The organism is Neorhizobium sp. P1_A6 (genome assembly GCF_056406795.1).
The window spans coordinates 354,524-377,425 of sequence record NZ_JBFTZM010000003.1; the positions used below are offsets into that span (position 1 = coordinate 354,524).

A 22,902-nucleotide genomic window follows, 5' to 3' on the forward strand; every position below is an offset into this window, starting at 1 on the left:
AATGGACGGCATTTCCTGACCTCCGTCAAGTTAATTTTTCGGCAATTCTTGCAGTGCACAAAATTGATGCATACAGATTGAAATCAAGGCTTGGACGGGCCGCAATCAAAACTTTAGAATAGGCGGCTACAAAGGGATTCGTGAGTGCTGCCGCATTGCGGCAGCCGTCAGATTCGGAGCGGAGCATCCCATGAACCAATACGACCTCATCGTCGTCGGCAGCGGACCGGCCGGTCGCCGCGCGGCCATCCAGGCAGCCAAGCTCGACAAGAAGGTTTTGGTCGTCGAACAGGGCAAGAGGGTCGGAGGCGTATCGGTCCATACGGGCACGATCCCGTCGAAGACGCTGCGCGAAACGGCGCTCAACCTGTCCGGCTGGCGCGAGCGCGGCTTCTACGGCAAGGCTTACCGGGTCAAGCAGGAAATCAGCGCCGAGGATCTGCGTCGTCGCCTGCTGATCACGCTCGACCACGAGGTCGAGGTGCTGGAACACCAGTTTGCCCGCAACCGCGTCCAGAGCATCCGTGGCAAGGCGACTTTCGTCACGCCCGACACGATGGCAATCGCCAAGGACGACGGCGACGTCATGCACGTCATGGGCAAGTCGATCCTGCTCGCGGTGGGCACCAAACCCTTCCGTCCCGACTACATGCCCTTCGACGGCAAGACGGTTCTCGACAGCGACGAGCTGCTCGAAATCGAGCAACTCCCCCGTTCGATGGTGGTCATCGGCGCCGGCGTTATCGGCATCGAATATGCGACAATCTTCAGTGCCCTCGATACCGCCGTCACCGTCATCGATCCGAAATCGACCATGCTCGACTTCATCGACAAGGAAATCGTCGAAGACTTCACCTACCAACTGCGCGACCGCAACATGAAGCTGCTGCTCGGCCAGAAGGCGGACAAGGTGGAACGGCTGCCGGACGGCAAGGTTATGGTGCACGTGGACAGCGGCCGCCAGATCATTACCGACATGGTGCTGTTCGCCGCCGGCCGCATGGGCGCCACCGACACACTGAACCTCGCCGCAGCCGGCCTCGAGGCCGACAGCCGCGGCCGCCTCAAGGTCAATCCCGAAACCTTCGAGACCTCCGTTCCCAACATCTACGCCGCCGGCGACGTCGTTGGGTTTCCGAGCCTCGCCTCGACCTCGATGGAACAGGGCCGCGTCGCGGCGCGCGTCGCCGTCGGCGCAATCGCCAAGGAACCGCAGAAATATTTCCCCTACGGCATCTACGCCGTGCCGGAAATCTCCACCTGCGGCCTCACCGAAGAGGAAATGAAGGAGCGCGGCATTCCCTACGAATGCGGCATCGCCCGCTTCCGCGAGACCTCGCGCGGCCACATCATGGGCCTCGATACCGGCCTCCTAAAGCTGATCTTCTCGCTGAAGACCCGGCGCCTGCTCGGCGTCCACATCGTCGGCGAAGGGGCGACTGAACTCGTCCACATCGGCCAGGCGGTTCTGAACCTCAAGGGCACGGTCGAATATTTCGTCGAGAATACGTTCAACTATCCGACGCTCGCCGAAGCCTACAAGATTGCCGGCCTCGACGCCTGGAACCGCATGGGCGAAGGCCCGAAGGAAGCACCGGTCGCAACCTCCCAGTCCACGGACACGACCGCGACCACCACGGAACCTGCCAGCGAGAAGAAAAAATCCGCCTCCAAGTGAGGCGGTAATTCTCGCCAAGCCGTCCGATCAAACGAAAAAAAAGCCGCCCCGAAAGGCGGCTTTTCTTTGGTGTCGCGGAACCGCCCCCGAAGGGCAATTCATCAACGCGAGTAGAATTCGACGACCAGCTGCGGTTCCATGATAACGGCGTAAGGAACGTCGCTCAGGCCCGGAACGCGGGCGAAGGTGGCAACCATCTTGTTGTGGTCGGCTTCGATATAGTCCGGAACGTCGCGTTCAGCGAGCGAAACGGCTTCGAGAACCGTAACCATCTGCTTCGACTTCTGGCGGACTTCGATGACGTCGCCGGCCTTGCAACGGTAGGAACCGATGTTGACGCGAACGCCGTTGACGGTGACGTGGCCATGGTTGACGAACTGGCGGGCAGCAAAGACCGTCGGAACGAACTTGGCGCGGTAGACGATCGCGTCGAGGCGCGATTCGAGCAGACCGATCAGGTTTTCCGAAGTGTCGCCCTTGCGGCGGTTGGCTTCGTCATAGATCGAGCGGAACTGCTTTTCGCGCAGGTCGCCGTAATAGCCCTTGAGCTTCTGCTTGGCGCGCAGCTGCACGCCGAAGTCGGAAAGCTTGCCCTTGCGGCGCTGGCCGTGCTGGCCCGGGCCGTATTCGCGGCGGTTCACCGGGGACTTCGGACGACCCCAGATGTTTTCGCCCATACGGCGGTCGATCTTGTATTTGGACGATTCGCGCTTGCTCATCGTATTTCCTTATCAAACGGTTACACCGACTTGCTGCCAAGCCGGATCAAGGAAACACGCCCTCCTCTGAGCCCTGATTTAAGAGCTCTGACAGGTCTCTCACGAAAGCGTTCGGAGAAAACCACGGGACATGTCAGTGAAACACCGGGTCTTTCGGCCCGGCGTTGGCGCGGTGTTTAGGCGGATGTCACAGGAATGTCAACTGCACCGGTCTCTTAACCTTTCGGCAAGGCTGTCCGTAGGCTTTTTTGACGGAACAGGGGGTTCGTACCATCTTAAGGAAAGGAGGTGTCGTGTCATGAAATCGAAACTCTGGAACAGCCCGATCAGGATCGAGAATCCCGAAACCGGCATGGTCCGCACCGTCAAGACGGTACGCGAGGCAAAAACAGTCCTCGACCGCTTCTGGCCGGACTATCACGGCAGTCAGCATCATCTGGCGGAACAGGTTTGCGACGAAGCACTGAAGGGAAAGTCGAGGCCCTCGGAAGCCCGGCGCGCCTTTATCGCCGCAGCGGTGGAAGCGCATTTTCACATCCACTGACGGCTTATTCGGCAGCGGCCCTCGCCTCGCCCTCATCCGGCGCATCGGCGCTGCCGGGCGCGGTCTCCGTCTGCAGATCCGGGAAGGCAACGATGCGTTTGCCCGAAAAGTCCGCATGCACGACGATCAGCCCCTGTTCCTCGAAATAACCGAGCAGGCGACGGGCGCGACGCGCCGAGTGGGTGCCGTAGGCCCGGGCGATCCGTGCATCCGACGGGCATGGTTCGCCTGATATCGCCGCCTTCGCCATCAGCAGGAAAACGCCCTGCAGGTCATCCGAAACGGCTGATGACAGCGACAGCGCTGTCCCCCAGGCCTCGCCGGAAGCGGTTTCCACGTCGACGCCGGAACGGGTGATTGCCGTGCGGCGGCGGAATTCACCGAGCGAGAGCGGCGGACCCGGCAGGCGCCGCATCCGGGCGCGTACCAGAAAATCCTGATATAGGACGGAATCCGTCCGGTAGGCGGATTGCGGATCGTCGAGAATTTCGGACAGGACGGCGGACAACCGTTCTTCGCGCTCTTCGGCGGACAATTCCGGCTGGGCGACACGCGGCTCCTGCGGTGCCGCCACCGCTGATGGCGTCGAGCGCGACAGTTCGGCCAGGATATCCGTCGTCGGCCGCGGCGCCGGCGGGGCGCGGCGGACCATCGGCCGGGAAAATTCTTCCGGATCCGGCGTGAAGATCAGGTCCTCAACATCCTGCGGCGCATCCGGCAGCGGCATCAGCTTGGGGCTCGAAGAGCGTGCCGAGGTCTCGACCGTACCGATGACGATCGGCAACGGCCGGCGCGACAGAGCCGGGCCAAGGGCGACGAAATTGCCACGTTTCAGATCGCGAAACATTTCCGCCTGGCGGCGATCCATGCCGAGCAGATCGGCGGCGCGGGCCATGTCGATATCGAGGAAGGTGCGGCCCATCAGGAAGTTCGAGGCTTCGGCCGCGACGTTCTTGGCGAGCTTTGCCAGCCGCTGGGTCGCGATGACGCCGGCAAGGCCACGTTTTCGGCCACGGCACATCAGGTTGGTCATTGCACCGAGCGAAAGCTTTCTGGCGTCTTCCGACACATCGCCGCCGACCGATGGCGCAAACATCTGCGCTTCGTCGACCACGACCAGAACCGGATACCAGTATTCGCGATCGGCATCGAACATGCCGTTGAGGAAGGCGGCGGCGGCGCGCATCTGTTCTTCGAGATCGAGGCCTTCGAGCGTCAGGACGCAGGAGACGCGATTCTTGCGGATGCGGTTGGCGATGCCGGCAAGCTCGGCTTCGCTGCGCTCGCCATCGACCACGACATGGCCGAATTTTTCAGAGAGCGTGACGAAATCGCCTTCCGGATCGATCACCACCTGCTGCACCCAAGGCGCGGACTGTTCCAGAAGGCGGCGCAGGAGATGCGACTTGCCGGAGCCGGAATTTCCCTGCACGAGCAGACGGGTCGCCAGAAGCTCCTCGATATCGAGCTTGGCCGGATCGCCCCCGGACACAATTCCCATATCGATGCCGACCTGCAATGCACTTACCCCGTAAACTGTCTCTTCGCGGTGACCGTTGGAAGCCGCGACTCCGGAACTCTAACAGAGATCGGGATTCGTTTCGCCGGGCAAGATCGAAAATGCACAGGCCTTTAGGAGCTACTCGAAATTGAGCTGCCAAGAAATGCCGAAACGATCCTGAAGCCAGCAAAATTTCCGGCTGAACCCGTAATTGTCGGTGGGCATCAGGAACATCCCGCCCTCGCTCAGAGCTTCGGCCAGCCGCGTGAGCTCCTCTTCGGCCTCGCATTCCACAAAAAAGGAAAAGGACGGCGTGAAATCGAAGACATGCTTTACCGGGCTGTCGATGCAGACCACCTGCTGGCCCGCGACCTCGAAGGTGGCGCGAAACACGCTGCCTTCCGGCCCCGCCTCGCCCGGGCCGTAACGCCTGATGTCGTTGATCCTGCCTGCCGGCAGCACTGACGTATAGAAGGTGATCGCCTCCTCGCAGGTGCCGCCCTGGAACATCAGGAAGGGCCGGACGGATTTCACTGGACCAGACATCGGGTTCTTCCTTTACGAAGCGGCCCTTCGATAGAGCGCCAGAGACCCCGCGAGCGCCAGAAGCGCGCCGCCGCAGAGCCGGTCAAGCCAGAGCGCGCCTTTCTTCTTCAACAGATGCACCGCCCGCGAGCCGAGCAGCGCATAGGCGAACATAACCGCGAAATCGATCAGCGCAAAGACGAGCGCCAGGATCGCATATTGCGGGAATTGCGGCGCATCCGGCACGATGAACTGCGGCAGGAAAGCCGAGAAGAACAGGTATCCCTTGGGATTGGTAACCGCGACGAGGAAGCTCTTCAGGAAGATTGACGTCGCGGAACCCGAACCGGCGGCAGCAGCGCCTGCCGTTACGTCAAGCGAGCCTTTCGAGCGCAGAAGCATGAACCCGAGAAACGCGAGATAACCGGCACCCAGCCACTTGACGACCGAGAACCAGAATTCGGAGGCCGCCAGCAGCGCGCCGAGGCCGAGAGCTACTGCGCCGATCAGCACGAAATCGGAGATCATCGCACCGGCCATGCCAGGCAGCGCACGGCGCAGACCAAAACGTGAGCCGTTGGTGAGCGCCAGGAGAACGGTCGGCCCGGGTGTGGCGATGCCAATGAACGCGACGATCGCAAAGGCAAGCAGGTAATGTCACTCATCGCTCTTCTCCTACCAGAGGTGCCGGCCGTCGATGACCGTGTGCGGCCAGTCTTCCGCGTCGAAATCATCGAATAGCCGTGCATTCATAGCGATACGCCGGGTCTTGCCGTCCCACGTGCCGTCCGGCTGAAAATCCGGGCTGTCGCTATAGGTGGTGCAGCCGCACGTGCCGCAGAAATGATGCGCCACCGTTTTGGTGTTCCACCGATAGACCTTGTCATTGGCGGCATCGGCGGTGACCTTCACCTGGGTCGGCTCGTAATAGGCATGCAGCGCGCCGCGCCTTGAGCAGTAAGTGCAGGTGCAGCGAGTGAGTGCCTGCGGCAGTTCACCCTTGATCTCGAAAACGGTCTCGCCGCAGTGGCAACGCCCGGTGATCATCAGCGGTTCCTCCTTGGCGAAGCTCAGACGGCTGCCCGCTTGAAGCCGACCGACAACAGCCCGGCGCCGATCATCAGCGAACCGCCGGTGCGGTTGACGATCCGCTGGACTTTCGGCTTGCGGATGGTGTTGCGCGCCATCGAGGCCAGCAGGCCGTAGAGCGTGGCGTTCAGGGTCGCGAGCACCAGGAAGGTCACTTCGAAGACCACCATCTGAAAGAACAGCGGCTGGCTGAGGTCCAGGAACTGCGGCAGGAAGGCCACGAAGAAGACGATGCTCTTCGGGTTCAGTGCGGTGACCACATAGGTATGCAGGAAAATCTTGAACGGCTTTACCGACGTCACTTCGGCTTCGCCGAGATCAGCGGCCCGTTCGGAAACCGGGGCACGCCAGAGCTTGATGCCGAGATAGATGAGGTAGGCGGCACCCACCCATTTCAGCACGGTGAAGAGCGCAGCAGAGGTCGCAAGCAGAGCGCCGAGCCCGAGCATGGAAGCGGTCATCGCCGTGAAATCGCCGAGCGCCGTGCCCGCGACGGTGGCCGATGCCACCTTGCGGCCATGGCTCAGCGCATAAGAAATGACGAGCAGGATCGTCGGCCCCGGAATGGCCAGGAGAACCGACGAAGCGGCGACGAAAGCGAGCCAGTGTTCAAGTGACATGCGGATTCTCCTCCATGGAATAGAGGGAGCAAGCCACCGAATCTTTCGGTTTGCAAGCGGTGTTTATTCGGCCCCCGCGCGCGCCCAGCGATAGAGTACATCCGGCTCCTTTTCTTCCTTAGCTGCATCGGTCTGCCTGATCTCAACAAAACCGCGCACTTCATAGAAGCGGCGGGCTGCGGCATTGCGCTGGAAGGTCCAGAGAAAAAGCTGCGGATGGGCTCCCATTGCGATGTCCAGCAGCCGGGAACCGATCCCCTGCCCCTGCACGCTCGGTAGTATATAGAGTTGGTCGACCCAGTCCTTGCGAAAGGCGATGACGCCGAGCAAGGTGCCATCCCTTTCGGCGCCCCAGATGTCGCAAGTCGCGAAGAGATGCCCTCTCCAGTATCCGCGATCTTCCTCAGGCGTGTGAAGCTGAGCCAGCCAGGGCAGCCGCTCCTTGAAGGAGATACGGTGAACGCTCGCAGCCTCCGCCATATCGTCACGGCAAAGTTTGCGGAAGACGGCCGTCATTGTTTCGGCTCCAGACATAGGACCTCCACGTGAGGTCCCGGCGGCAAGTCCCGCCGGGACCCATCTCAGTCCTTTCACAGCCGGATGTCCCAAAGGGTGAACCGGACATTTCGGCGGTCGTCCTCGAGTTCGGGGAAACCGACATCGCGGCGCATCCGGTTGGAAAGATCAGAGATCTGGTTCCGTTCTTGACGACGCCTCCAGACTGCCAGGAGCAGTGCGCCAGCAGTCTTCCAGACGCCATGCTCGCGGCAGAGTTCATGAACCGCAGCCGAAAGGGTATCAGCAACTATAAATTGTGATTCACGCATGATTTTCCGTCCCGGCGCATGTCGCGACCAGGTCCTCTGAGATGAAGAAAGACGTGCGGATGCGGACGAGGAAACGCGGTAAATCGCGTCGTCAGCCGGTCACGTCAGATCAATGGGAAAAGTGCCAAAACGGCGAAAATCCAGCCTTATACAGCCCGGAAGCACATACCGGCCGGCATCGATGTGCGAGACACCGAGACCACAATAGCCGTTCCGCCAGAAAGGCGCATATACATGGTAATGGACTTCATTTCACGCCTCCTGTGTTCGATTTGCGGAATAGACAAATAATACACGAGATCGCCCGATGAGCAAGCGCACAATCGCGAATTGCAGTCATCGCGAAAAAAGCGTGGCAAATTAGCCACATTGCTCAATGGCGCTCAAGCCCTCAGCCCAAAACCCTGCATCAGGCGGCGGGTGGCGAAGTCGGGATTGCCGGAGGTGAAGACCGCGAAATCGTAATTATCCGGATGCTCGGCGCCCTCGACCAGCGGCACTTTCCGACGCGCCTGTCTGGCGATCGCCTCGGCGGGGTCGAGCCAGTCGACCGGCCAGGGGGCAAGCCGGCGGAACACATTGGCCATGAACGGGTAATGGGTGCAGGCGAGCACGACGATATCGGTTTTTCGGCCCTCCTTCTCGACGAAACACGGCGCAATCTCGGCCAGCACCGCCTCGTCGGAAATCGTCTCGCCCCGAATATACGCTTCCGCCATGCGGGCGAGGTTCTGCGAGCCGACAAGACGCACGTGACACTGGGTGGCGAAGGATTGGATAAGGTCGCGGGTATAGGCGCGCTTGACGGTGCCCGGCGTCGCGAGAACCGAGACGAGGCCTGACCGGGTGCGTTCGGCCGCCGGCTTGACCGCCGGCACGGTGCCGACGAAGGTCATCTTCGGAAAAGTCTCGCGCAGGTCGGCGCCGACCAGCGTGAAGGCGGTATTGCAGGAGATGACACAGACTTCGGGATCGTATTCTTCGAGCAGTTTTGCAAAGAGCGTGATGATCCTCTCGCGCAAAGCCGGCTCTTCCCAGTCGCCATAGGGAAAACCAGCATCGTCGGCGACGTAGATGAAGCCGCGTTCCGGGATCAGCACGCGTGCCTCGCGCAGCACGGTCAGCCCACCAATGCCCGAATCGAACATCAGCACCGGTTTCGATTCATTCCTCTGCGTCATTCCCCGTCTTCTCCCCAGATGCCCCTTTGGGCAGATCCGCCTTTTCAGGCTTCGGCCCGTCCTTTTTCGACCATCCGCGGGGAAAACGGTCGAGCGAGTTGATGACGCCCCGGAACACGCTGATCTCCTGTTCCGTAAAACCCCGCCGCGAGATGACGGCCCGGAGGTTGTCGATCATTCTTGGCTTTTTCGCGGGCGGATGGAAATAATTGCGGGCGTCCAACGCCTCTTCCAGGTGCTCGAACAGGCCAATGACCTGTTCCTTGGTGGAAGGGCGCTGCTCGATCGGCAGGAAGACCGTCTCGGTAAAATCTTCCATGCCCGATTTCATCCATTCATAGGACATCAGCAGCACGGCCTGAGCGATGTTGAGCGAGGCGAAAGCGGGGTTGACCGGAAAGGTGACGATCTCGTCGGCGAGCGCCACTTCCTCATTGGTGAGGCCCCAACGTTCGCGGCCGAAGAGAATGCCGGTCTTTTCGCCTGCCTTGAATTTGGTGCGCAGGGTCTCGGCCGCGGTCACAGGCGAGCGTACCGGCTTGAAGCCGTAACGCTCGCGCGCCGTCGTCGCGTAGACGAAATTGAGATCGGCAATCGCCTCTTCCAGCGTCTCGAACACCTTCGTGCCGTCGATGACGTGGTCGGCCTTGGAGGCGGCGGAGCGGGCCTTTTCGCTCGGCCAGCCGTCGCGCGGCTTGACCAGGCGCAGTTCCGCGAGGCCGAAATTGGCCATGGCGCGTGCCACCATGCCGATATTCTCGCCGAGCTGCGGCTCGACCAGGATGACCGCCGGTCCTTCGGCTATGAGTTCGCGCTCGCTGTTAGTGCCTGACATGTCTGTTTCCGTATCCAAATCCAAGGCCGCAATAGCGGTGACCGGGGCAATCGGCAAGTCTTATGCGGCTGCGGGATAAAGCCTACCCAGCATCGTGCCGATCATCTCGACGCCAACGCGACTGCCATGCTTGAAGATCGGCAGATGGCGGCTGCCGCCGCGGCTCAGCTTACGCGTCACCACGAAACATTCCGAGCCACGCGCGGAAAGCGCGTCGATATTGGCCAACGTATCCTCCAGTGCCGTCAGCACAGGGCCTTCTGGCTTGTGTCCCGCCTGGACCGCATTGCGGGCGAAGATCCGCGCCCAATAGGTAGCGCCGAGGAAGATACCGAGCGTCTGGCGAACCTGGCCCGGACGGCTGACGACCGACCAGGTGGTGCCAAGCGGGCGCGCAGCGAGCGTGATCTCGCGATAGGCGGCATCGAGCTTGTGAGAAAGCGCGATGATCTCGAAACCGCTCCGGCCCTCCCTGACCGCGGAAAGAAGCTCGCGAAGGCCATCGAACCAGCGCCCCAACGCAAGATCGAGGGTCGAGCGTGTTGATGCCGGGAAAACGAGGAAGGCGACGATGGTTCCCGCTAGAGCGCCGATCAGCGTTTCCTCGATCCTGAGCTGCAGGAGGTCGAGGGTCAGCACGCCGGTCATGCCATAGATCAGGCAGAGCACGATCGAGATGAAGAAGGTCATCGCCGCATAGGAGATCTGCAGGCAATAGAAGCCGAGGAAGATGCAGAGCACTGCGATCGGCGCCGATACCAGCGGATAACCGCCGATCAGCGTTGCCAACACGAGCCCGGCCGCGATGCCGAGCAGCGTGCCGATCGAGCGCTGAAGGGCTCTGATCGCCGCGTCGCCGCGCGACTTGGTGTTTGTGAAGATCAGGAAGGCGGTCAGTACCGCCCAGAACCAACGGTCGCGCGACAGCATCAGGCCAAAGGCCATCGCCAGGCTCGACGCGATGGTGATCTGCACCGCGGATCGCATCACCGGGTTCTTGAGCGCGAAATCGATCTTTGCCGAGGCCGGCGAGGCAACGGCATCCTCGATGACCCGGAAACGGTCGCGCCGCCCTTCCTCGACGGCTTCCGTCAAGGCCGCCCTCGCCGTCTGCAGCCAGATTAGAGCGCGGGCATTCTCCGCCACCCGGTCGTCGCCGGCGACCGCCGGGCTGGCTGCGATCTTCTCGGCCATATCCCGGTCGTCCTCGATCAGGGCGTGAACGAGCAGGAAAGGCGGCAGCGCTTCGAGGGAGAGCACGATCACACTTTCCGCGGCGAGATGCGCGTCGAAGATCTTCATCGTGAGAGACGTGAGCGGCTCGTCTTCCGGATCGATCGTGCCGTCGGCCGTGCGGGGAAGGAACCCCTCGGCCATCAGCACGACGTCCTTCAACCGCTCCTCGAGCTGCCGCAATTCGCGCCGATCTCCATCCGAGATGATCCCGCCGCTCGATAGAACCGCGAGCTTCATCAGGATATCGCCCACCCTGCCCTGGATCGCCACCAGTGACCGCAGAAGGTCGCGCCGCCAATCGTCCGGCAGGAGATAGGTGCGGACCAGATGGCCGATGACGACCGCGATCACCGGACCGATGGCCCCCAAAGGAAGATCGGAAAGGTTCGGCTTGAGATAGGCGCCCATGAAATAGGACGTAAACGCGAACATGCCGACAGCAAATCCGCGCGGCCCGTAGACGCGCCCGACGGTAGCGCCAGCGATGACCACCAGGAACATCGGATCGGAGATGTAGCGGTAGTCTTCCAGTGCCGCGGCGAGCCCGACACAGAGCAAGCTGACGGCGCCGCCAATCAGTCGCGTCTTCAACTGGTCCGACGGCAGCCGGTCGCGGACGGCGACGCCTCCTTCGATCGAGAGGATGATCGCAAGCCCGTAGGCGATCGTCGGCAGCGCCAGGCCGGCCATGTGGATGAGCGCTAGGCAGGCCACTGCGCCAATCACGGTCAGCGTCACCCGTCCTGCCATGCGCAGGCGCGACAGCGCCGGGTCGTTGGCGAGCAGCCAGTCTCGAATCTTTGCGGCAACCGTCATCAACCACCCCAGGCGGGTGCCGGCACCCGCTCCTGGCCGGCGAATATATCGCGTTGATAAAGTTTGGCGATACCGCGCATGGGGCCGAGGGCCGCGATCGACAGATCGGCGGGCTGCCCGATCACCGGCACGGTTACTCGCCCTTAGCGATCGAATGCATCTCTTCGATCACCGAATCCCGCTCGCCGTCGGCGACGCGGTGGATGTCGTCGATGACCGGCTTGCCGGCTTCCTGGATGATGTCGAAATGCAGTTCGTTGACGCTGTCCTTCACCGCCGCCTCATCGACGCAGGTCCACATCTTGAAGGTCACGGTAACATCGGTCATGCCGTTGGCGCCCGGTGCCGAGGTCGTCTTAATGTCCTTCAGCGGACAGCCGTCCTGCGACGAGGTGATCACGTCGTAACCGAAGGGGTCGCCCGGCTGGTTGTTCTCCGTATCGTATGCCGGGTGCTTGGCGGCTTCCGCATAGGCGCCCTGGAATTTCTTGCTGAACAGGCGCGACAACGGGCCGGCATCGAAGATGTATTTCCACTCGCTGTCGACGGTATTCCAGTTGTCCTCGGTGATCTTCATCACTTCTTTCACGGGATCGGTCACATCAGCCGCCGCAGTGAAGGTCGAGATCAATGAAAAGGCAAGGGCAAGCGGCAAGGTCCGCATAAGATCAAATCCGGCTGTTGGAGAGCGATTTGGCCGGACATTAATCAGGCATTATGGTTTGGCAAGGGCAATCGTTCGCAGGTCCGGACGCGCCGCGTTTTCTCGCATGAAAAGCCGCATATGATGGCCTCAATGCCTTTGCGTTCCAGCCCGGCGATGTTATAGCGCACCCACTGGTGTCCACCCGTCGGGACCTTGAGGTCCCTTCTATGTCCAAGAGGAATTCCATGCAAAAGATCAAGGTAGCCAACCCGGTCGTCGATCTCGACGGCGACGAGATGACCCGCATCATCTGGCAGCTCATCAAGGACAAGCTGGTCCTTCCCTATCTCGATCTCGACATCGAATATTACGACCTCTCGGTCGAGAACCGCGACGCCACCAACGACCAGGTGACCGTCGACGCCGCCAACGCCATCAAGAAGCACGGCGTCGGCATCAAGTGCGCGACGATCACGCCGGACGAAGCTCGCGTCAAGGAATTCAATCTCAAGGAAATGTGGAAGAGCCCGAACGGCACGATCCGCAACATCTTGGGCGGAGTCATCTTCCGCGAGCCGATCATCTGCAAGAACGTGCCGCGCCTGGTTCCGGGCTGGACCAAGCCGATCGTCGTCGGCCGTCACGCTTTCGGCGACCAGTACAAGGCGACCGACTTCAAGTTCCCGGGCAAGGGCACGCTGTCGATCAAGTTCGTCGGCGAAGACGGCCAGGTGATCGAGAAGGAAGTGTTCAAGGCTCCGGGCGCCGGCGTGGCCATGGCGATGTACAACCTCGACGAATCGATCCGCGATTTCGCCCGCGCTTCGCTGAACTACGGCCTGATGCGCAAGTGGCCGGTCTATCTGTCGACCAAGAACACCATCCTCAAGGCCTATGACGGCCGCTTCAAGGATATCTTCGAGGAAGTCTTCAACGCTGAATTCAAGGAACAGTTCGACGCGCTGAAGATCACCTACGAACACCGCCTGATCGACGACATGGTCGCAGCGGCGCTGAAATGGTCCGGCGGCTACGTCTGGGCCTGCAAGAACTATGACGGCGACGTCCAGTCCGACATCGTTGCCCAGGGCTTCGGCTCGCTCGGCCTGATGACCTCGGTTCTGCTTTCGCCCGATGGCCGCACCGTCGAAGCGGAAGCTGCCCACGGCACCGTCACCCGTCATTACCGCCAGCACCAGAAGGGACAGGAGACCTCGACGAACTCGATCGCCTCGATCTTCGCCTGGACCCGTGGCCTCGCACATCGCGCCAAGCTCGACGACAATGCTGCCCTTGCAAAGTTCGCCGCCACGCTCGAAACCGTCTGCGTCGACACCGTCGAAGCCGGCTACATGACCAAGGACCTGGCGCTGCTCATCGGTCCGGATCAGCCGTGGCTCTCGACCACCGCCTTCCTCGACAAGGTGGACGAAAATCTCAAGGTGGCCATGGCTGCCTAAGTCCGAAAAATCGGCTAATCATTCGACGGCGGGGAGCAATCTCCGCCGTTTTCTTTTGTGAGGAAGTTTGCCATGACCGCCACGACGACACCTGCGATCATCCGTCCGCTCGAGCCAGCCGACCGCACCGCCTGGGAACCGCTCTGGGAAGCCTATCTGCGCTTCTACGAGACCGTGTTGCCGAAAGAGATGTACGATCTCACCTGGAGCCGGCTTCACGATCCCGCCGAGCCGATGCATGCTCTCGGCGCATTCGACGAGACCGGCAAGATGATCGCCATCGCGCATGTCATCTTCCACCGATCCTGCTGGTTGCCCGAATCGACGTGTTATCTGCAGGACCTCTATGTCAAGAATACCCTGCGCGGCCGCGGAACCGGCGCAGCCCTGATTGAAGCGGTGGCAGATCTGGCGCGCGCAAACGGAGCCGGGCGGCTCTATTGGCTGACCCAGGAGAGCAATGCAGCCGCGCGGCGGCTCTACGACCGCATCGCCCAAAACTCCGGCTTCATCCAGTACCGGAAGGCGCTCTAATTCGCCCTGGCGCCTTGATTGAAAAGCAAGCTGCACCAAAACATAGACGTCACTGCCCGGAGGACCACATGTCAGATGAACTTGTGCTCTACACAAATCCGATGTCACGCGGCCGGATTGCCCGGTGGATGCTGGAGGAGGTCGGCATCCCCTATCGTACCGAAATCCTGCATTTCGGCACGACGATGAAGGGCGACACCTACAGAAGCGTCAACCCGATGGGCAAGGTGCCGAGCATCACGCACGGCAAGACCGTCGTCACCGAATGCGCAGCGATCTGCGCCTACCTGGCGGATGTCTTTCCRCAGGCGGGCCTTGCGCCCGCCCCCTCCAAGCGAGCCGGCTATTACCGCTGGATGTTCTTTGCGGCCGGTCCACTGGAAGCAGCCATCAGCAACCGCGTGCTCGGCTTTGAGGTGCCGAAGGAACGCGAGCGGATGGTCGGTTACGGCACCTATCAGGATGTCATGGATACGCTGGAAGCGGCCGTTCGGGCGAACGCCTATATCGCCGGCGACACGTTCAGCGCCGCGGATGTCTATGTCGGCTCGCAGCTCGGCTACGGACTGCGGTTCGGCACGATCGAAAAACGCGCCGCATTCGAACAGTATTTCGGACGGCTTGCGTTACGCGAGGCTTATCAGCGGGCCAGCGACAAGGACAATGCCGCGGCTGCCGAGCTGCAGAACGCGGGATAGGCTTCAGGGATCAGCGGTCGACACCGCCCGGCGATCGCTTGGGCGACGGAGTGGGTATCGGCTTTGCATTGCCGGCGTCGAAACGCAGCATCCATTCATTGCTCATGGAGCTGGCAAGGATCACCGGCCCGACGGGAGGCTTTACGGATTGCGTGCCAGTCGGCTGGATGCTGGCCGAACGGACAGCCAAGGGATCCGGCCGCTCGATCGGAACCGGGACGTTCGTCGCTACCATCGGATCCGCGCCGGTCGACGGAATGGACGCAACGTCGAATTCCTTGGCCTGGATCAGGCTGAACGGGTCGGGATTGCTCTGCACGAGTGCGAGCACGTATTCGTCGGCCGGTTTCGGCGGCGGCGTCTGCAGCTCTCCATCCCTGTCGCGCTTCTCGTAGAAGGCGTTGCCGCCAGCGACCGTCACATAATGCATGTTCTGATAGGGGAAGCGTAAGCCGGCCGTGTGAAAGAACATGGCGTCCCTGACTTCCGGGTTCCGCTCGCCGCGAATGATCGCATCGACCGCCGCATCGAGTTCCGGAACCGTTTCTTCGTTGATTGGTCGCGTCAGGACACCCGGTGCAAACTGCTTTTCCTGAGCAACGATGCCGCAAATGCTGGGTGGATAGGCATCCGAAGTCAGCCTGTTCATGATCACGGTGCCGACCGCCATCAACCCTTCACGGCTCGACCGCTGCGACTCGAAATACATTGCCCGCTTCATGCAGTCACGATCGGCCGGCGTGTAGTGATAGACCTGTTTCCTGGAGACCGGTGCAGGCTTCACGGTCGTGCTGGCGGGTGAGATGGATGACGTCGTCTGCGCCGACGTGCATGCCGATAGAAGCATCATTCCAACCAGGCCTACTGCCGGCCGGAGAAGGGCCTTATCGCTCGCCGTCATTGAATATCCCCCCTGCGGTATAATTCCAGAAATCGCTACGGCGCGAAAAGGGATACCTCAAAAATTGATTCAGATCAAACGCCATAAGAGACAATCAAAACTGGGAGGAAAATCGTTCCGGTTGCAGGCCGGCCTAGCGGCAAGCCCCTTCGAACCGAGGCCTTGCCAGACGTGCCGAAACGACGTCTTACGATGGTCTTCCTAATGGAAAGTTGACTTTCCACCCTGCCGTCCACGGAGAATCGGCGTAGAGCAGTTCTGGAACCAAAAGCGTCCGGAGCTGGAATCCAAAGCCAGAAGCGATAGGGGCCGACGCCGCTCCGCCTCTATCGGCTTCCCTAGCTCCGCAGCCCCGGCGCCTCGTAACCGGTGCGTTCCACATATTCCGTATAACCGCCGTCATAGCGGTGGATGCCCTCGGGCGTCAGTTCGAGCACGCGATTCGACAGTTCGGCCAGAAAATGCCGGTCGTGGCTGACGAACAGCATCGTGCCCTCGTATTCCGACAGCGCCTTGATCAGCATTTCCTTGGTGTCGAGGTCCAGGTGGTTGGTCGGCTCGTCGAGGACGAGGAAATTCGGCGGGTCGAACAGCATGGCGGCCATCACCAGACGGGCCTTCTCTCCGCCGGACAACACCCGGCATTTCTTCTCGACATCGTCGCCTGAAAAACCGAAGCAGCCGGAAAGTGCCCGCAGCGACCCCTGCCCCGCGCGCGGAAACTGTTCTTCCAGCCATTCGAAGACGGTCAGGTCGCCGTCGAGGAGATCCATGGCGTGCTGGGCGAAATAGCCCATCTTGACGCTGGCGCCGATCGAGACGCTGCCTTCGTCCGGCTCGGTCGAACCCGTCACCAGCTTCAGCAGCGTCGACTTGCCGGCGCCGTTGATGCCCATGATGCACCAGCGCTCGCGCCGCTTCACCATGAAGTCGAGGCCTTCGTAGATCGAGCGGCTACCGTATCGCTTGGCGACATTCCTGATGTTGACCACGTCTTCACCGGAACGAGGCGCCGGCTGGAATTCGAAGGCGACCGCCTGACGGCGTTTTGGCGGCTCTACACGCTCGATCTTGTCGAGCTTCTTGACCCGGCTCTGCACCTGGGCTGCATGACTGGCGCGCGCCTTGAAGCGCTCGATGAACTTGATCTCCTTGGCAAGCATCGCCTGCTGGCGCTCGAACTGCGCCTGCTGCTGCTTTTCGTTCTGGGCCCGCTGCTGCTCGTAGAAGCCGTAGTCGCCGGAATAGGTAGTGAGCGATCCGCCGTCGATCTCGATGATCTTGGTGACGATTCGGTTCATGAATTCGCGGTCATGCGAGGTCATCAGCAGCGCGCCGTCGTACCCCTTGAGAAACTGTTCGAGCCAGATCAGGCTTTCGAGGTCGAGATGGTTGCTCGGTTCGTCGAGCAGCATGACGTCCGGGCGCATCAGCAGGATGCGGGCGAGCGCCACGCGCATCTTCCAGCCGCCGGACAGCTTGCCGACATCGCCGTCCATCATCTCCTGGGTGAAGCTCAGGCCGGCAAGCACTTCGCGGGCGCGACCTTCGAGGCCGTAGCCGTCGAGTTCCTCGTAGCGCGCCTGCACCTCGCCGTAGCGCTCGATGATTTGGTCCATCTCGTCCAAGCGGTCCGGATCGACCATCGCCGATTCGAGTTCGTGCAATTCGGCGGCGACGATACTCACCGGACCGGCGCCGTCCATCACCTCGGTGACGGCGCTACGATCGGCCATCTCGCCGACATCCTGGTTGAAATAACCGATCGTGACATTCTTCTCGACGCTGACCTGCCCCTCGTCCGGCGCCTCCGAACCGGTGATCATCCGGAAGAGCGTCGTCTTGCCGGCGCCGTTCGGCCCGACGAGGCCAATCTTCTCGCCACGGTTCAGCGCCGCGGCCGCCTCGATGAAGAGGATGCGATGGCTGTTCGATTTGCTGATATTTTCAATGCGGATCATGGGCGGGCGGGCTCGAAAGGTTTCATCACAACAAAAAGCCGGGTCGTCGCCGACCCGGCTTTTCTAATCAATCAATGCGAAGGTTATTCGGCGCTGTCTTCAGCGGCCTTCTTCTTCGGAGCAGCCTTCTTCTTCGGAGCGGCTTCTTCGCCTTCGGCGGCTTCATCGGCAGCCTCGGCCTTGGCAGCCTTCTTCGGAGCGGCCTTCTTTTTGGCCGGCTTTTCAGCGCTTTCCGAGCCTTCTTCGTCTTCAGCCATCAGCTCTTCCTTGGTCACGACCTTGTCGGTGACCTTGATCTCGGAGAGCAGCTTGTCGACGACCTTCTCTTCGAAGATCGGCGCGCGCAAGGATGCGGAAGCGCCGGGGGTGTTGCGGAAGAAGTCGAGGATTTCCTTCTGCTGGCCCGGGAACTGCTGGAGCTGCGCATAAAGGGCGCGCTGCATTTCTTCCTCGGTCACTTCGACGCCGGCCTGTTCGCCGATTTCGGAGAGGACGAGGCCGAGACGAACGCGACGCTCAGCCAGCTTGCGGTATTCGACGCGCGCATCTTCCTCGGTCGTCTCTTCGTCTTCGAAGGTCTTGCCGGACTGCTGCAGGTCGGTGTTGATCTGACGCCAGATGTTATCGAACTCGGCGTCGACGAGGCCCTGCGGGGTGTCGAACTGGTACATGCCGTCGAGCTGATCAAGGATCTGACGCTTGACCTTCTGGCGGGTGACGCTGCCGTACTGGCTTTCGATCTGGCCGCGGACGATCTCCTTCAGGCGGTCGACGGATTCGATGCCGAGCTTGGAGGCGAGTTCGTCGTTGATCTCGAGAGCGGCCGGAGCGGCGACTTCCTTGACGGTGACGTCGAAGGTGGCTTCCTTGCCAGCGAGGTTCGCAGCCGGATATTCGGCCGGGAAGGTCACGGTGATGGTCTTGTCTTCACCGGCCTTGACGCCGACCAGTTGGTCTTCGAAGCCTGGGATAAAGCGGCCGGAGCCGAGAACCAGTTCGGCATCTTCGGCGGTACCGCCGTCGAAGGCAACGCCATCGACCTTGCCGAGATAGTTCATGGTAACGCGGTCGCCATCGGCGGCCTTGCCACTCTTGGTTTCGAAGGTACGGGCGCTCTCGGCGATCTTCTCGATCTGCTCGTTGACTTCGTCTTCGGTGACTTCGACGACTTCACGAACGACGGAAAGGCCGTCGGTCGGCTGCAGCTCGATGTCCGGGATGACTTCGTAGGAGAGCGTGAATTCGAAATCGACCTCGGCGTTCAAGATCTTTTCGGCTTCGTTCTCATCCTCGGTCATGGCGACCGACGGCTGGGTCGCCGACTTCTCGCCGCGGTCGGTGAGAATCTCGGTCGGGCGTTCGCGGACGATCTCGTTGACGAGATCCGCCATGATCGACTTGCCGTACATCTTCTTCAGATGAGCGATCGGCACCTTGCCCGGACGGAAACCGTTGATGCGGACCTTGTCCTTGGCGTCGGCGAGGCGCACGTTCAGCTGCGCTTCCATATCCCGCTTGGGGATTACGACCTTGATTTCGCGCTTCAGCCCTTCAGCGAGCGTTTCGGTAACCTGCATTTTCATACCTTCATATCGTGGCGGCGGTGCTCAGACAGCCGTTGGTTTCAATGAGCACATCGCCGGAACTTTGAGAGACCGGCCGCGGCTTCAAGGAGCGCCGATCCTTTAGCCAGAACCGGCTCGGACCGCACTCCTGGCGGTTTTGATGCGGGGCGGTTCTGGTGCGGGTAGAGAGACTTGAACTCCCACGCCTTGCGGCACCAGAACCTAAATCTGGCGTGTCTACCAATTTCACCATACCCGCGCCCCAGCCGCGTCGAAAATCCTCGTCGCACAAGGCCTTCCGGAGCGCGCGTCTCTATATCACCCGTTTCGGCGCACGCAAAGGGAAAATGACGCTTTTTTGGCAGCTCCGAGAAACCGCGGTGGATAGGCGAATTTGCTCCCGCCGCACCCGGTCGAACCGGCGATTATCGGGATATTTAACTTTTTATTAAATTCTAATGTGTACATTGGAATCAACGGCGATGTGAGCCATGCAATAACCGCATGCCATCCATACGGATATTGCACTGCACAATTTCGCTGCAATCTCATAATATGCAAATACAGAGATTGATTGAAGGTTTCGGTCTCTCTGGTTTGGACGGCTTGGCGCCCGCCCTGAACGATGCAGATGCCCTCGGGAAGTCTCTCGTGATAGGAATTCGAGCCGCGCACTCCTCCTCCCAGCGCGGGCTTGATGGGACTGGCGATCCTCCTCCTCCCAAGTCGCCAGTCGTTACAAATGACGCCCACCGGACCTCCTCCCCCGGTGGGCGTTATTTTTTGTCCTGCAGCATGCGATCTGCCTAAAACTCGCGCATCATTTCCTCACTTGTGCATGGTAAACGATCTCGTAATGCGCCAGATGCATAGGTGGCATTCCGAATAGGCGCTGTTACTTTTTGCAGCGCAACATATATTGGTGCTCATGAGATTGAAGTCAGCGCCGAGCGGGCTGCTGGCAAGGGCCTAGAAAGGGACAAGATCATGAACATCGCACAGAAGCTCACCACCTGGCGCAAGTACCGCGAAACTGTCAACGAGCTCGGCCGCATGAGCGACCGCGAACTCAGCGACCTCGGCATCGGCCGCGCCGACATCCGCCGCGTTGCACGGACCGCCGTGGGTTTCTAAGCCTCGCGCAGACATTGCTGCACCATCCAAAAGCGCCTCCTCCGGGAGGCGCTTTTCTTTTTGTTCATAGAAATTTCACACTTGAAGCATCTGCCTGATTTTTGGCCTCCGCCGCAAACTTCGGCGATCCCCTGCACATTTGCATGGCAGTCGCACATTTTTTGCACTGCACATTCTTATTATGCGGATGTATAAGACCCTCATCGCTGATGACGACAGAGCATCAGGAAAAATCTTGAGGAAACAACCATGAACCCGATCCGTATCGCCAAGAACTGGATCAGCTACCGCCGCACGATGAATGAGCTTGGAAATCTTTCGAGCCAGGCCCTCAGCGACATCGGTCTGACCCGCTACGACATCCGCCACATCGCGGCTCGCTCTTTCCGCTAATCCGCTTCTCGCAGGCGGACCCGCACGGCTCGAGGCCTTGCGGCGAGGATCAAGCGGTCCGAGAGGACATCCAAGGACGTATCAAAGGCACCTTTTCGGGTGCCTTTTTGATTCCGGTCCGGCAAATGGCGTGATAATGAGCCGGCCATGAGCAACATTTCTTCCTCCCCCACTTCTCCTGCCGCCATCCACGTTGTCGGCGGCGGCCTCGCAGGTTCCGAAGCCGCCTGGCAGATCGCCTCGGCCGGCGTCCCGGTGATTCTCCACGAGATGCGCGGCGTGCGCGGCACCGACGCCCACAAGACGGACGGACTTGCCGAGCTTGTCTGCTCGAATTCCTTCCGCTCCGACGATGCGACGGCGAATGCCGTCGGCGTCATCCATGCGGAGATGCGGCTTGCCGGTTCGCTGATCATGGCATGTGCCGACAGACATCAGGTACCGGCCGGCGGGGCGCTTGCCGTCGATCGCGACGGATTTTCCGACGCGGTCACCGAAGCGATCGAAAAACACCCGCTCATCACCGTCGTGCGCGAGGAGATCCAAGGCCTGCCGCCAAAGGAATGGGATCTGGCGATCATTGCCACCGGCCCCCTCACCTCGCCGGCGCTGGCAGCCGCGATCCAGGTGGAGACGGGCGAGGACCAGCTCGCCTTCTTCGACGCCATCGCGCCGATCGTGCACCGTGATTCGATCGACATGGACATCTGCTGGTACCAGTCGCGCTACGACAAGGTCGGCCCCGGCGGTACCGGCAAGGACTATATCAACTGCCCGATGGACGAGGCTCAGTACAATGCCTTCGTCGATGCGCTGATTGCCGGCGACTCGATCGGTTTCAAGGAATGGGAGGGCACGCCCTATTTCGACGGCTGCCTGCCGATCGAGGTGATGGCCGAACGCGGCCGCGAAACGCTGCGTCATGGGCCGATGAAGCCGATGGGTCTCACCAATGCCCATAACCCGACGGTCAAGGCCTATGCGGTCGTGCAGCTCCGGCAGGACAATGCGCTCGGCACGCTCTACAACATGGTCGGCTTCCAGACGAAGCTGAAATACGGCGCCCAGGCGGACATTTTCCGGATGATTCCCGGCCTGCAGAATGCCGAATTTGCAAGGCTCGGCGGCCTGCACCGCAACACCTACATCCACTCGCCTGTTCTTCTCGACAGGAGCCTGACGCTGAAAAGTCGGCCGGGCCTGCGATTCGCCGGCCAGATCACCGGCTGCGAGGGGTATGTGGAAAGTGCGGCGATCGGACTTCTTGCCGGCCGGTTCGCGGCTGCCGAACGCAAGGGCGAAACGCTCCCCGCACCGCCTGCGACGACCGCTCTAGGTTCGCTGCTCGGTCATATAACCGGTGGGCATCTGGTTTCGGATGACGAGCCGGGCAAGCGCTCGTTCCAGCCGATGAACGTCAATTTCGGGCTGTTTCCTGATCTGGAGCCGGGCTCCATCGTCAAGCCGGAAGGGGTCAAGCGTTTCCGCGGCAAGGACAAGACGGTGATGAAGCGGCAACTGCTCGCCGTCCGGGCGCTCCGGGATTGCGCTAGTTGGCTTGATCGGGGCTGATATCCCCGGTCGACGGCTTCGGCTTTTCTTCCAGATCGCGATCGGCAACGCTGACATAGTTGTCGAGCAGCCAGAGGGCGACTTCGGCCGCCTCCTTTTCCGTGGAAAACAGGTAGGTGCCATTCTGTGTCGACGCGTCCAGGAATTCGACGGTGAAGCCCTTGGCGTTTGGCAAAGGGGTGACGCGAACCCTGCCCGGCTCGATCAAAAAGCAGGCGTAATGGTTGCGGTGGCTGCGCATGAAGCCGGCCTTGTTGTCGTGCAGGCGTACGAAGATCGCTTCGCCATTGGCCGTCACATGCAGGCTACGGATCGCTTCATTGGGAAAGGCGCGGCCGAATTCGAGAATGGCCATGCCTGTATCGTGCAGGTTGCCGTCCTTGTCCCGGTCCTTGCCCGACATCCGCGTGATGTAATAGGCGAGCGCCATGAGGAGCACGAAGATGATGGACCAGACGACAACGGGG

The 22,902-nt window shown here is 60.9% G+C and carries 25 protein-coding genes and 1 tRNA gene; 8 read left to right on the top strand and 18 right to left on the bottom strand.

Translation table 11 applies throughout. The annotated features are described in order from the left end of the window. Positions 1–190 precede the first annotated feature (190 nt). Positions 191–1,678 carry a Si-specific NAD(P)(+) transhydrogenase gene (gene sthA, locus AC1D3C_RS08610; protein WP_038542454.1) on the top strand — a complete coding sequence of 496 codons (1,488 nt, stop codon included), beginning with the start codon at positions 191–193 and terminating at the stop codon, positions 1,676–1,678. Between the two features lie 101 nt (positions 1,679–1,779). On the opposite strand, the gene rpsD is transcribed toward sthA, so the two are convergent. Further along, the gene (rpsD, locus tag AC1D3C_RS08615; RefSeq protein ID WP_038542451.1) at positions 1,780–2,397 is read right to left on the bottom strand and encodes a 30S ribosomal protein S4; all 618 of its coding nucleotides are present in this window, start codon (positions 2,395–2,397) and stop codon (positions 1,780–1,782) included. A 298-nt stretch (positions 2,398–2,695) separates the two neighbouring features. Between rpsD and AC1D3C_RS08620 the strand changes: the two genes are divergently transcribed. Continuing rightward, positions 2,696–2,941, top strand: a complete 246-nt coding sequence (locus AC1D3C_RS08620; RefSeq protein ID WP_038542449.1) for a DUF982 domain-containing protein — start codon at positions 2,696–2,698, stop codon at positions 2,939–2,941. Positions 2,942–2,945: 4 nt separating this feature from the next. Here the strand turns inward: AC1D3C_RS08620 and AC1D3C_RS08625 are convergent, their stop codons facing one another. The 12 genes from AC1D3C_RS08625 to AC1D3C_RS08680 form a co-directional block, all read right to left on the bottom strand. Next, positions 2,946–4,460, bottom strand: coding sequence for a helicase HerA domain-containing protein (locus tag AC1D3C_RS08625; protein ID WP_477482587.1), 1,515 nt, complete (start codon positions 4,458–4,460; stop codon positions 2,946–2,948). 120 nt (positions 4,461–4,580) lie between these two features. Beyond that, positions 4,581–4,988, bottom strand: coding sequence for a VOC family protein (locus AC1D3C_RS08630; RefSeq protein ID WP_477482588.1), 408 nt, complete (start codon positions 4,986–4,988; stop codon positions 4,581–4,583). A 12-nt stretch (positions 4,989–5,000) separates the two neighbouring features. Further along, the gene (locus AC1D3C_RS08635) at positions 5,001–5,618 is read right to left on the bottom strand and encodes a LysE family translocator (RefSeq protein ID WP_477482690.1); all 618 of its coding nucleotides are present in this window, start codon (positions 5,616–5,618) and stop codon (positions 5,001–5,003) included. Between the two features lie 24 nt (positions 5,619–5,642). Continuing rightward, positions 5,643–6,014 (bottom strand): GFA family protein, encoded by a 372-nt coding sequence (locus AC1D3C_RS08640; RefSeq protein WP_477482589.1) that lies wholly within the window; start codon positions 6,012–6,014, stop codon positions 5,643–5,645. A 23-nt stretch (positions 6,015–6,037) separates the two neighbouring features. Beyond that, complete coding sequence (locus AC1D3C_RS08645; RefSeq protein WP_038542440.1) at positions 6,038–6,676, bottom strand: LysE family translocator; 639 nt, start codon at positions 6,674–6,676, stop codon at positions 6,038–6,040. A 63-nt stretch (positions 6,677–6,739) separates the two neighbouring features. Beyond that, complete coding sequence (locus AC1D3C_RS08650; RefSeq protein ID WP_477482590.1) at positions 6,740–7,192, bottom strand: GNAT family N-acetyltransferase; 453 nt, start codon at positions 7,190–7,192, stop codon at positions 6,740–6,742. A 74-nt stretch (positions 7,193–7,266) separates the two neighbouring features. Continuing rightward, positions 7,267–7,503 carry a DUF1127 domain-containing protein gene (locus AC1D3C_RS08655; protein ID WP_477482591.1) on the bottom strand — a complete coding sequence of 79 codons (237 nt, stop codon included), beginning with the start codon at positions 7,501–7,503 and terminating at the stop codon, positions 7,267–7,269. Between the two features lie 383 nt (positions 7,504–7,886). Further along, positions 7,887–8,684, bottom strand: a complete 798-nt coding sequence (murI, locus tag AC1D3C_RS08660; protein ID WP_477482592.1) for a glutamate racemase — start codon at positions 8,682–8,684, stop codon at positions 7,887–7,889. Beyond that, the gene (locus AC1D3C_RS08665) at positions 8,668–9,519 is read right to left on the bottom strand and encodes an RNA methyltransferase (protein WP_477482593.1); all 852 of its coding nucleotides are present in this window, start codon (positions 9,517–9,519) and stop codon (positions 8,668–8,670) included. Before AC1D3C_RS08665 ends, murI begins: the two co-directional genes overlap by 17 nt. Before the next feature lie 60 nt (positions 9,520–9,579). Next, on the bottom strand, positions 9,580–11,571 hold the full coding sequence (locus tag AC1D3C_RS08670; RefSeq protein WP_477482594.1) for an FUSC family protein: 1,992 nt from the start codon (positions 11,569–11,571) through the stop codon (positions 9,580–9,582). Further along, positions 11,571–11,702, bottom strand: a complete 132-nt coding sequence (locus tag AC1D3C_RS08675; RefSeq protein WP_477482595.1) for a hypothetical protein — start codon at positions 11,700–11,702, stop codon at positions 11,571–11,573. The genes AC1D3C_RS08670 and AC1D3C_RS08675 overlap by 1 nt, the downstream gene beginning before the upstream one ends. 2 nt (positions 11,703–11,704) lie before the next feature. Continuing rightward, a complete protein-coding gene (locus tag AC1D3C_RS08680; protein WP_477482596.1) occupies positions 11,705–12,235 on the bottom strand; it encodes a hypothetical protein in 531 nt (176 codons plus the stop codon). A gap of 227 nt (positions 12,236–12,462) precedes the next feature. Here AC1D3C_RS08680 and AC1D3C_RS08685 point away from each other — a divergent pair, with 227 nt between their 5' ends. The 3 genes from AC1D3C_RS08685 to AC1D3C_RS08695 all read left to right on the top strand — a co-directional run bounded on the left by AC1D3C_RS08685 (position 12,463) and on the right by AC1D3C_RS08695 (position 14,909). Further along, on the top strand, positions 12,463–13,677 hold the full coding sequence (locus tag AC1D3C_RS08685; protein ID WP_477482597.1) for an NADP-dependent isocitrate dehydrogenase: 1,215 nt from the start codon (positions 12,463–12,465) through the stop codon (positions 13,675–13,677). A gap of 72 nt (positions 13,678–13,749) precedes the next feature. Next, positions 13,750–14,211, top strand: a complete 462-nt coding sequence (locus AC1D3C_RS08690) for a GNAT family N-acetyltransferase (RefSeq protein WP_038542420.1) — start codon at positions 13,750–13,752, stop codon at positions 14,209–14,211. A 68-nt stretch (positions 14,212–14,279) separates the two neighbouring features. Continuing rightward, positions 14,280–14,909 (top strand): glutathione S-transferase family protein, encoded by a 630-nt coding sequence (locus AC1D3C_RS08695; RefSeq protein ID WP_477482598.1) that lies wholly within the window; start codon positions 14,280–14,282, stop codon positions 14,907–14,909. Between the two features lie 10 nt (positions 14,910–14,919). Here AC1D3C_RS08695 and AC1D3C_RS08700 read toward each other — a convergent pair whose 3' ends face one another. The 4 genes from AC1D3C_RS08700 to AC1D3C_RS08715 form a co-directional block, all read right to left on the bottom strand. Beyond that, positions 14,920–15,759: a cell wall hydrolase gene (locus AC1D3C_RS08700; protein ID WP_477482599.1), complete on the bottom strand. Its 840-nt coding sequence runs from the start codon at positions 15,757–15,759 to the stop codon at positions 14,920–14,922. Between the two features lie 389 nt (positions 15,760–16,148). Next, the gene (locus AC1D3C_RS08705; RefSeq protein ID WP_477482600.1) at positions 16,149–17,771 is read right to left on the bottom strand and encodes an ABC-F family ATP-binding cassette domain-containing protein; all 1,623 of its coding nucleotides are present in this window, start codon (positions 17,769–17,771) and stop codon (positions 16,149–16,151) included. Between the two features lie 83 nt (positions 17,772–17,854). Further along, a complete protein-coding gene (tig, locus tag AC1D3C_RS08710) occupies positions 17,855–19,348 on the bottom strand; it encodes a trigger factor (RefSeq protein WP_477482601.1) in 1,494 nt (497 codons plus the stop codon). Positions 19,349–19,510: 162 nt separating this feature from the next. Continuing rightward, positions 19,511–19,595 (bottom strand) — tRNA-Leu (locus AC1D3C_RS08715). A 728-nt stretch (positions 19,596–20,323) separates the two neighbouring features. Between AC1D3C_RS08715 and AC1D3C_RS08720 the strand changes: the two genes are divergently transcribed. The 3 genes from AC1D3C_RS08720 to trmFO all read left to right on the top strand — a co-directional run bounded on the left by AC1D3C_RS08720 (position 20,324) and on the right by trmFO (position 22,435). Beyond that, positions 20,324–20,470, top strand: a complete 147-nt coding sequence (locus AC1D3C_RS08720) for a DUF1127 domain-containing protein (protein WP_065814416.1) — start codon at positions 20,324–20,326, stop codon at positions 20,468–20,470. A gap of 249 nt (positions 20,471–20,719) precedes the next feature. Next, a complete protein-coding gene (locus AC1D3C_RS08725; RefSeq protein ID WP_007762204.1) occupies positions 20,720–20,863 on the top strand; it encodes a DUF1127 domain-containing protein in 144 nt (47 codons plus the stop codon). A gap of 147 nt (positions 20,864–21,010) precedes the next feature. After that, positions 21,011–22,435, top strand: a complete 1,425-nt coding sequence (trmFO, locus tag AC1D3C_RS08730) for a methylenetetrahydrofolate--tRNA-(uracil(54)-C(5))-methyltransferase (FADH(2)-oxidizing) TrmFO (RefSeq protein ID WP_477482602.1) — start codon at positions 21,011–21,013, stop codon at positions 22,433–22,435. Here the strand turns inward: trmFO and AC1D3C_RS08735 are convergent. Beyond that, on the bottom strand, positions 22,413–22,865 hold the full coding sequence (locus tag AC1D3C_RS08735; RefSeq protein WP_051900094.1) for a BRCT domain-containing protein: 453 nt from the start codon (positions 22,863–22,865) through the stop codon (positions 22,413–22,415). The two genes, trmFO and AC1D3C_RS08735, sit on opposite strands and share 23 nt — an antisense overlap. Between the last annotated feature and the right edge of the window lie 37 nt (positions 22,866–22,902).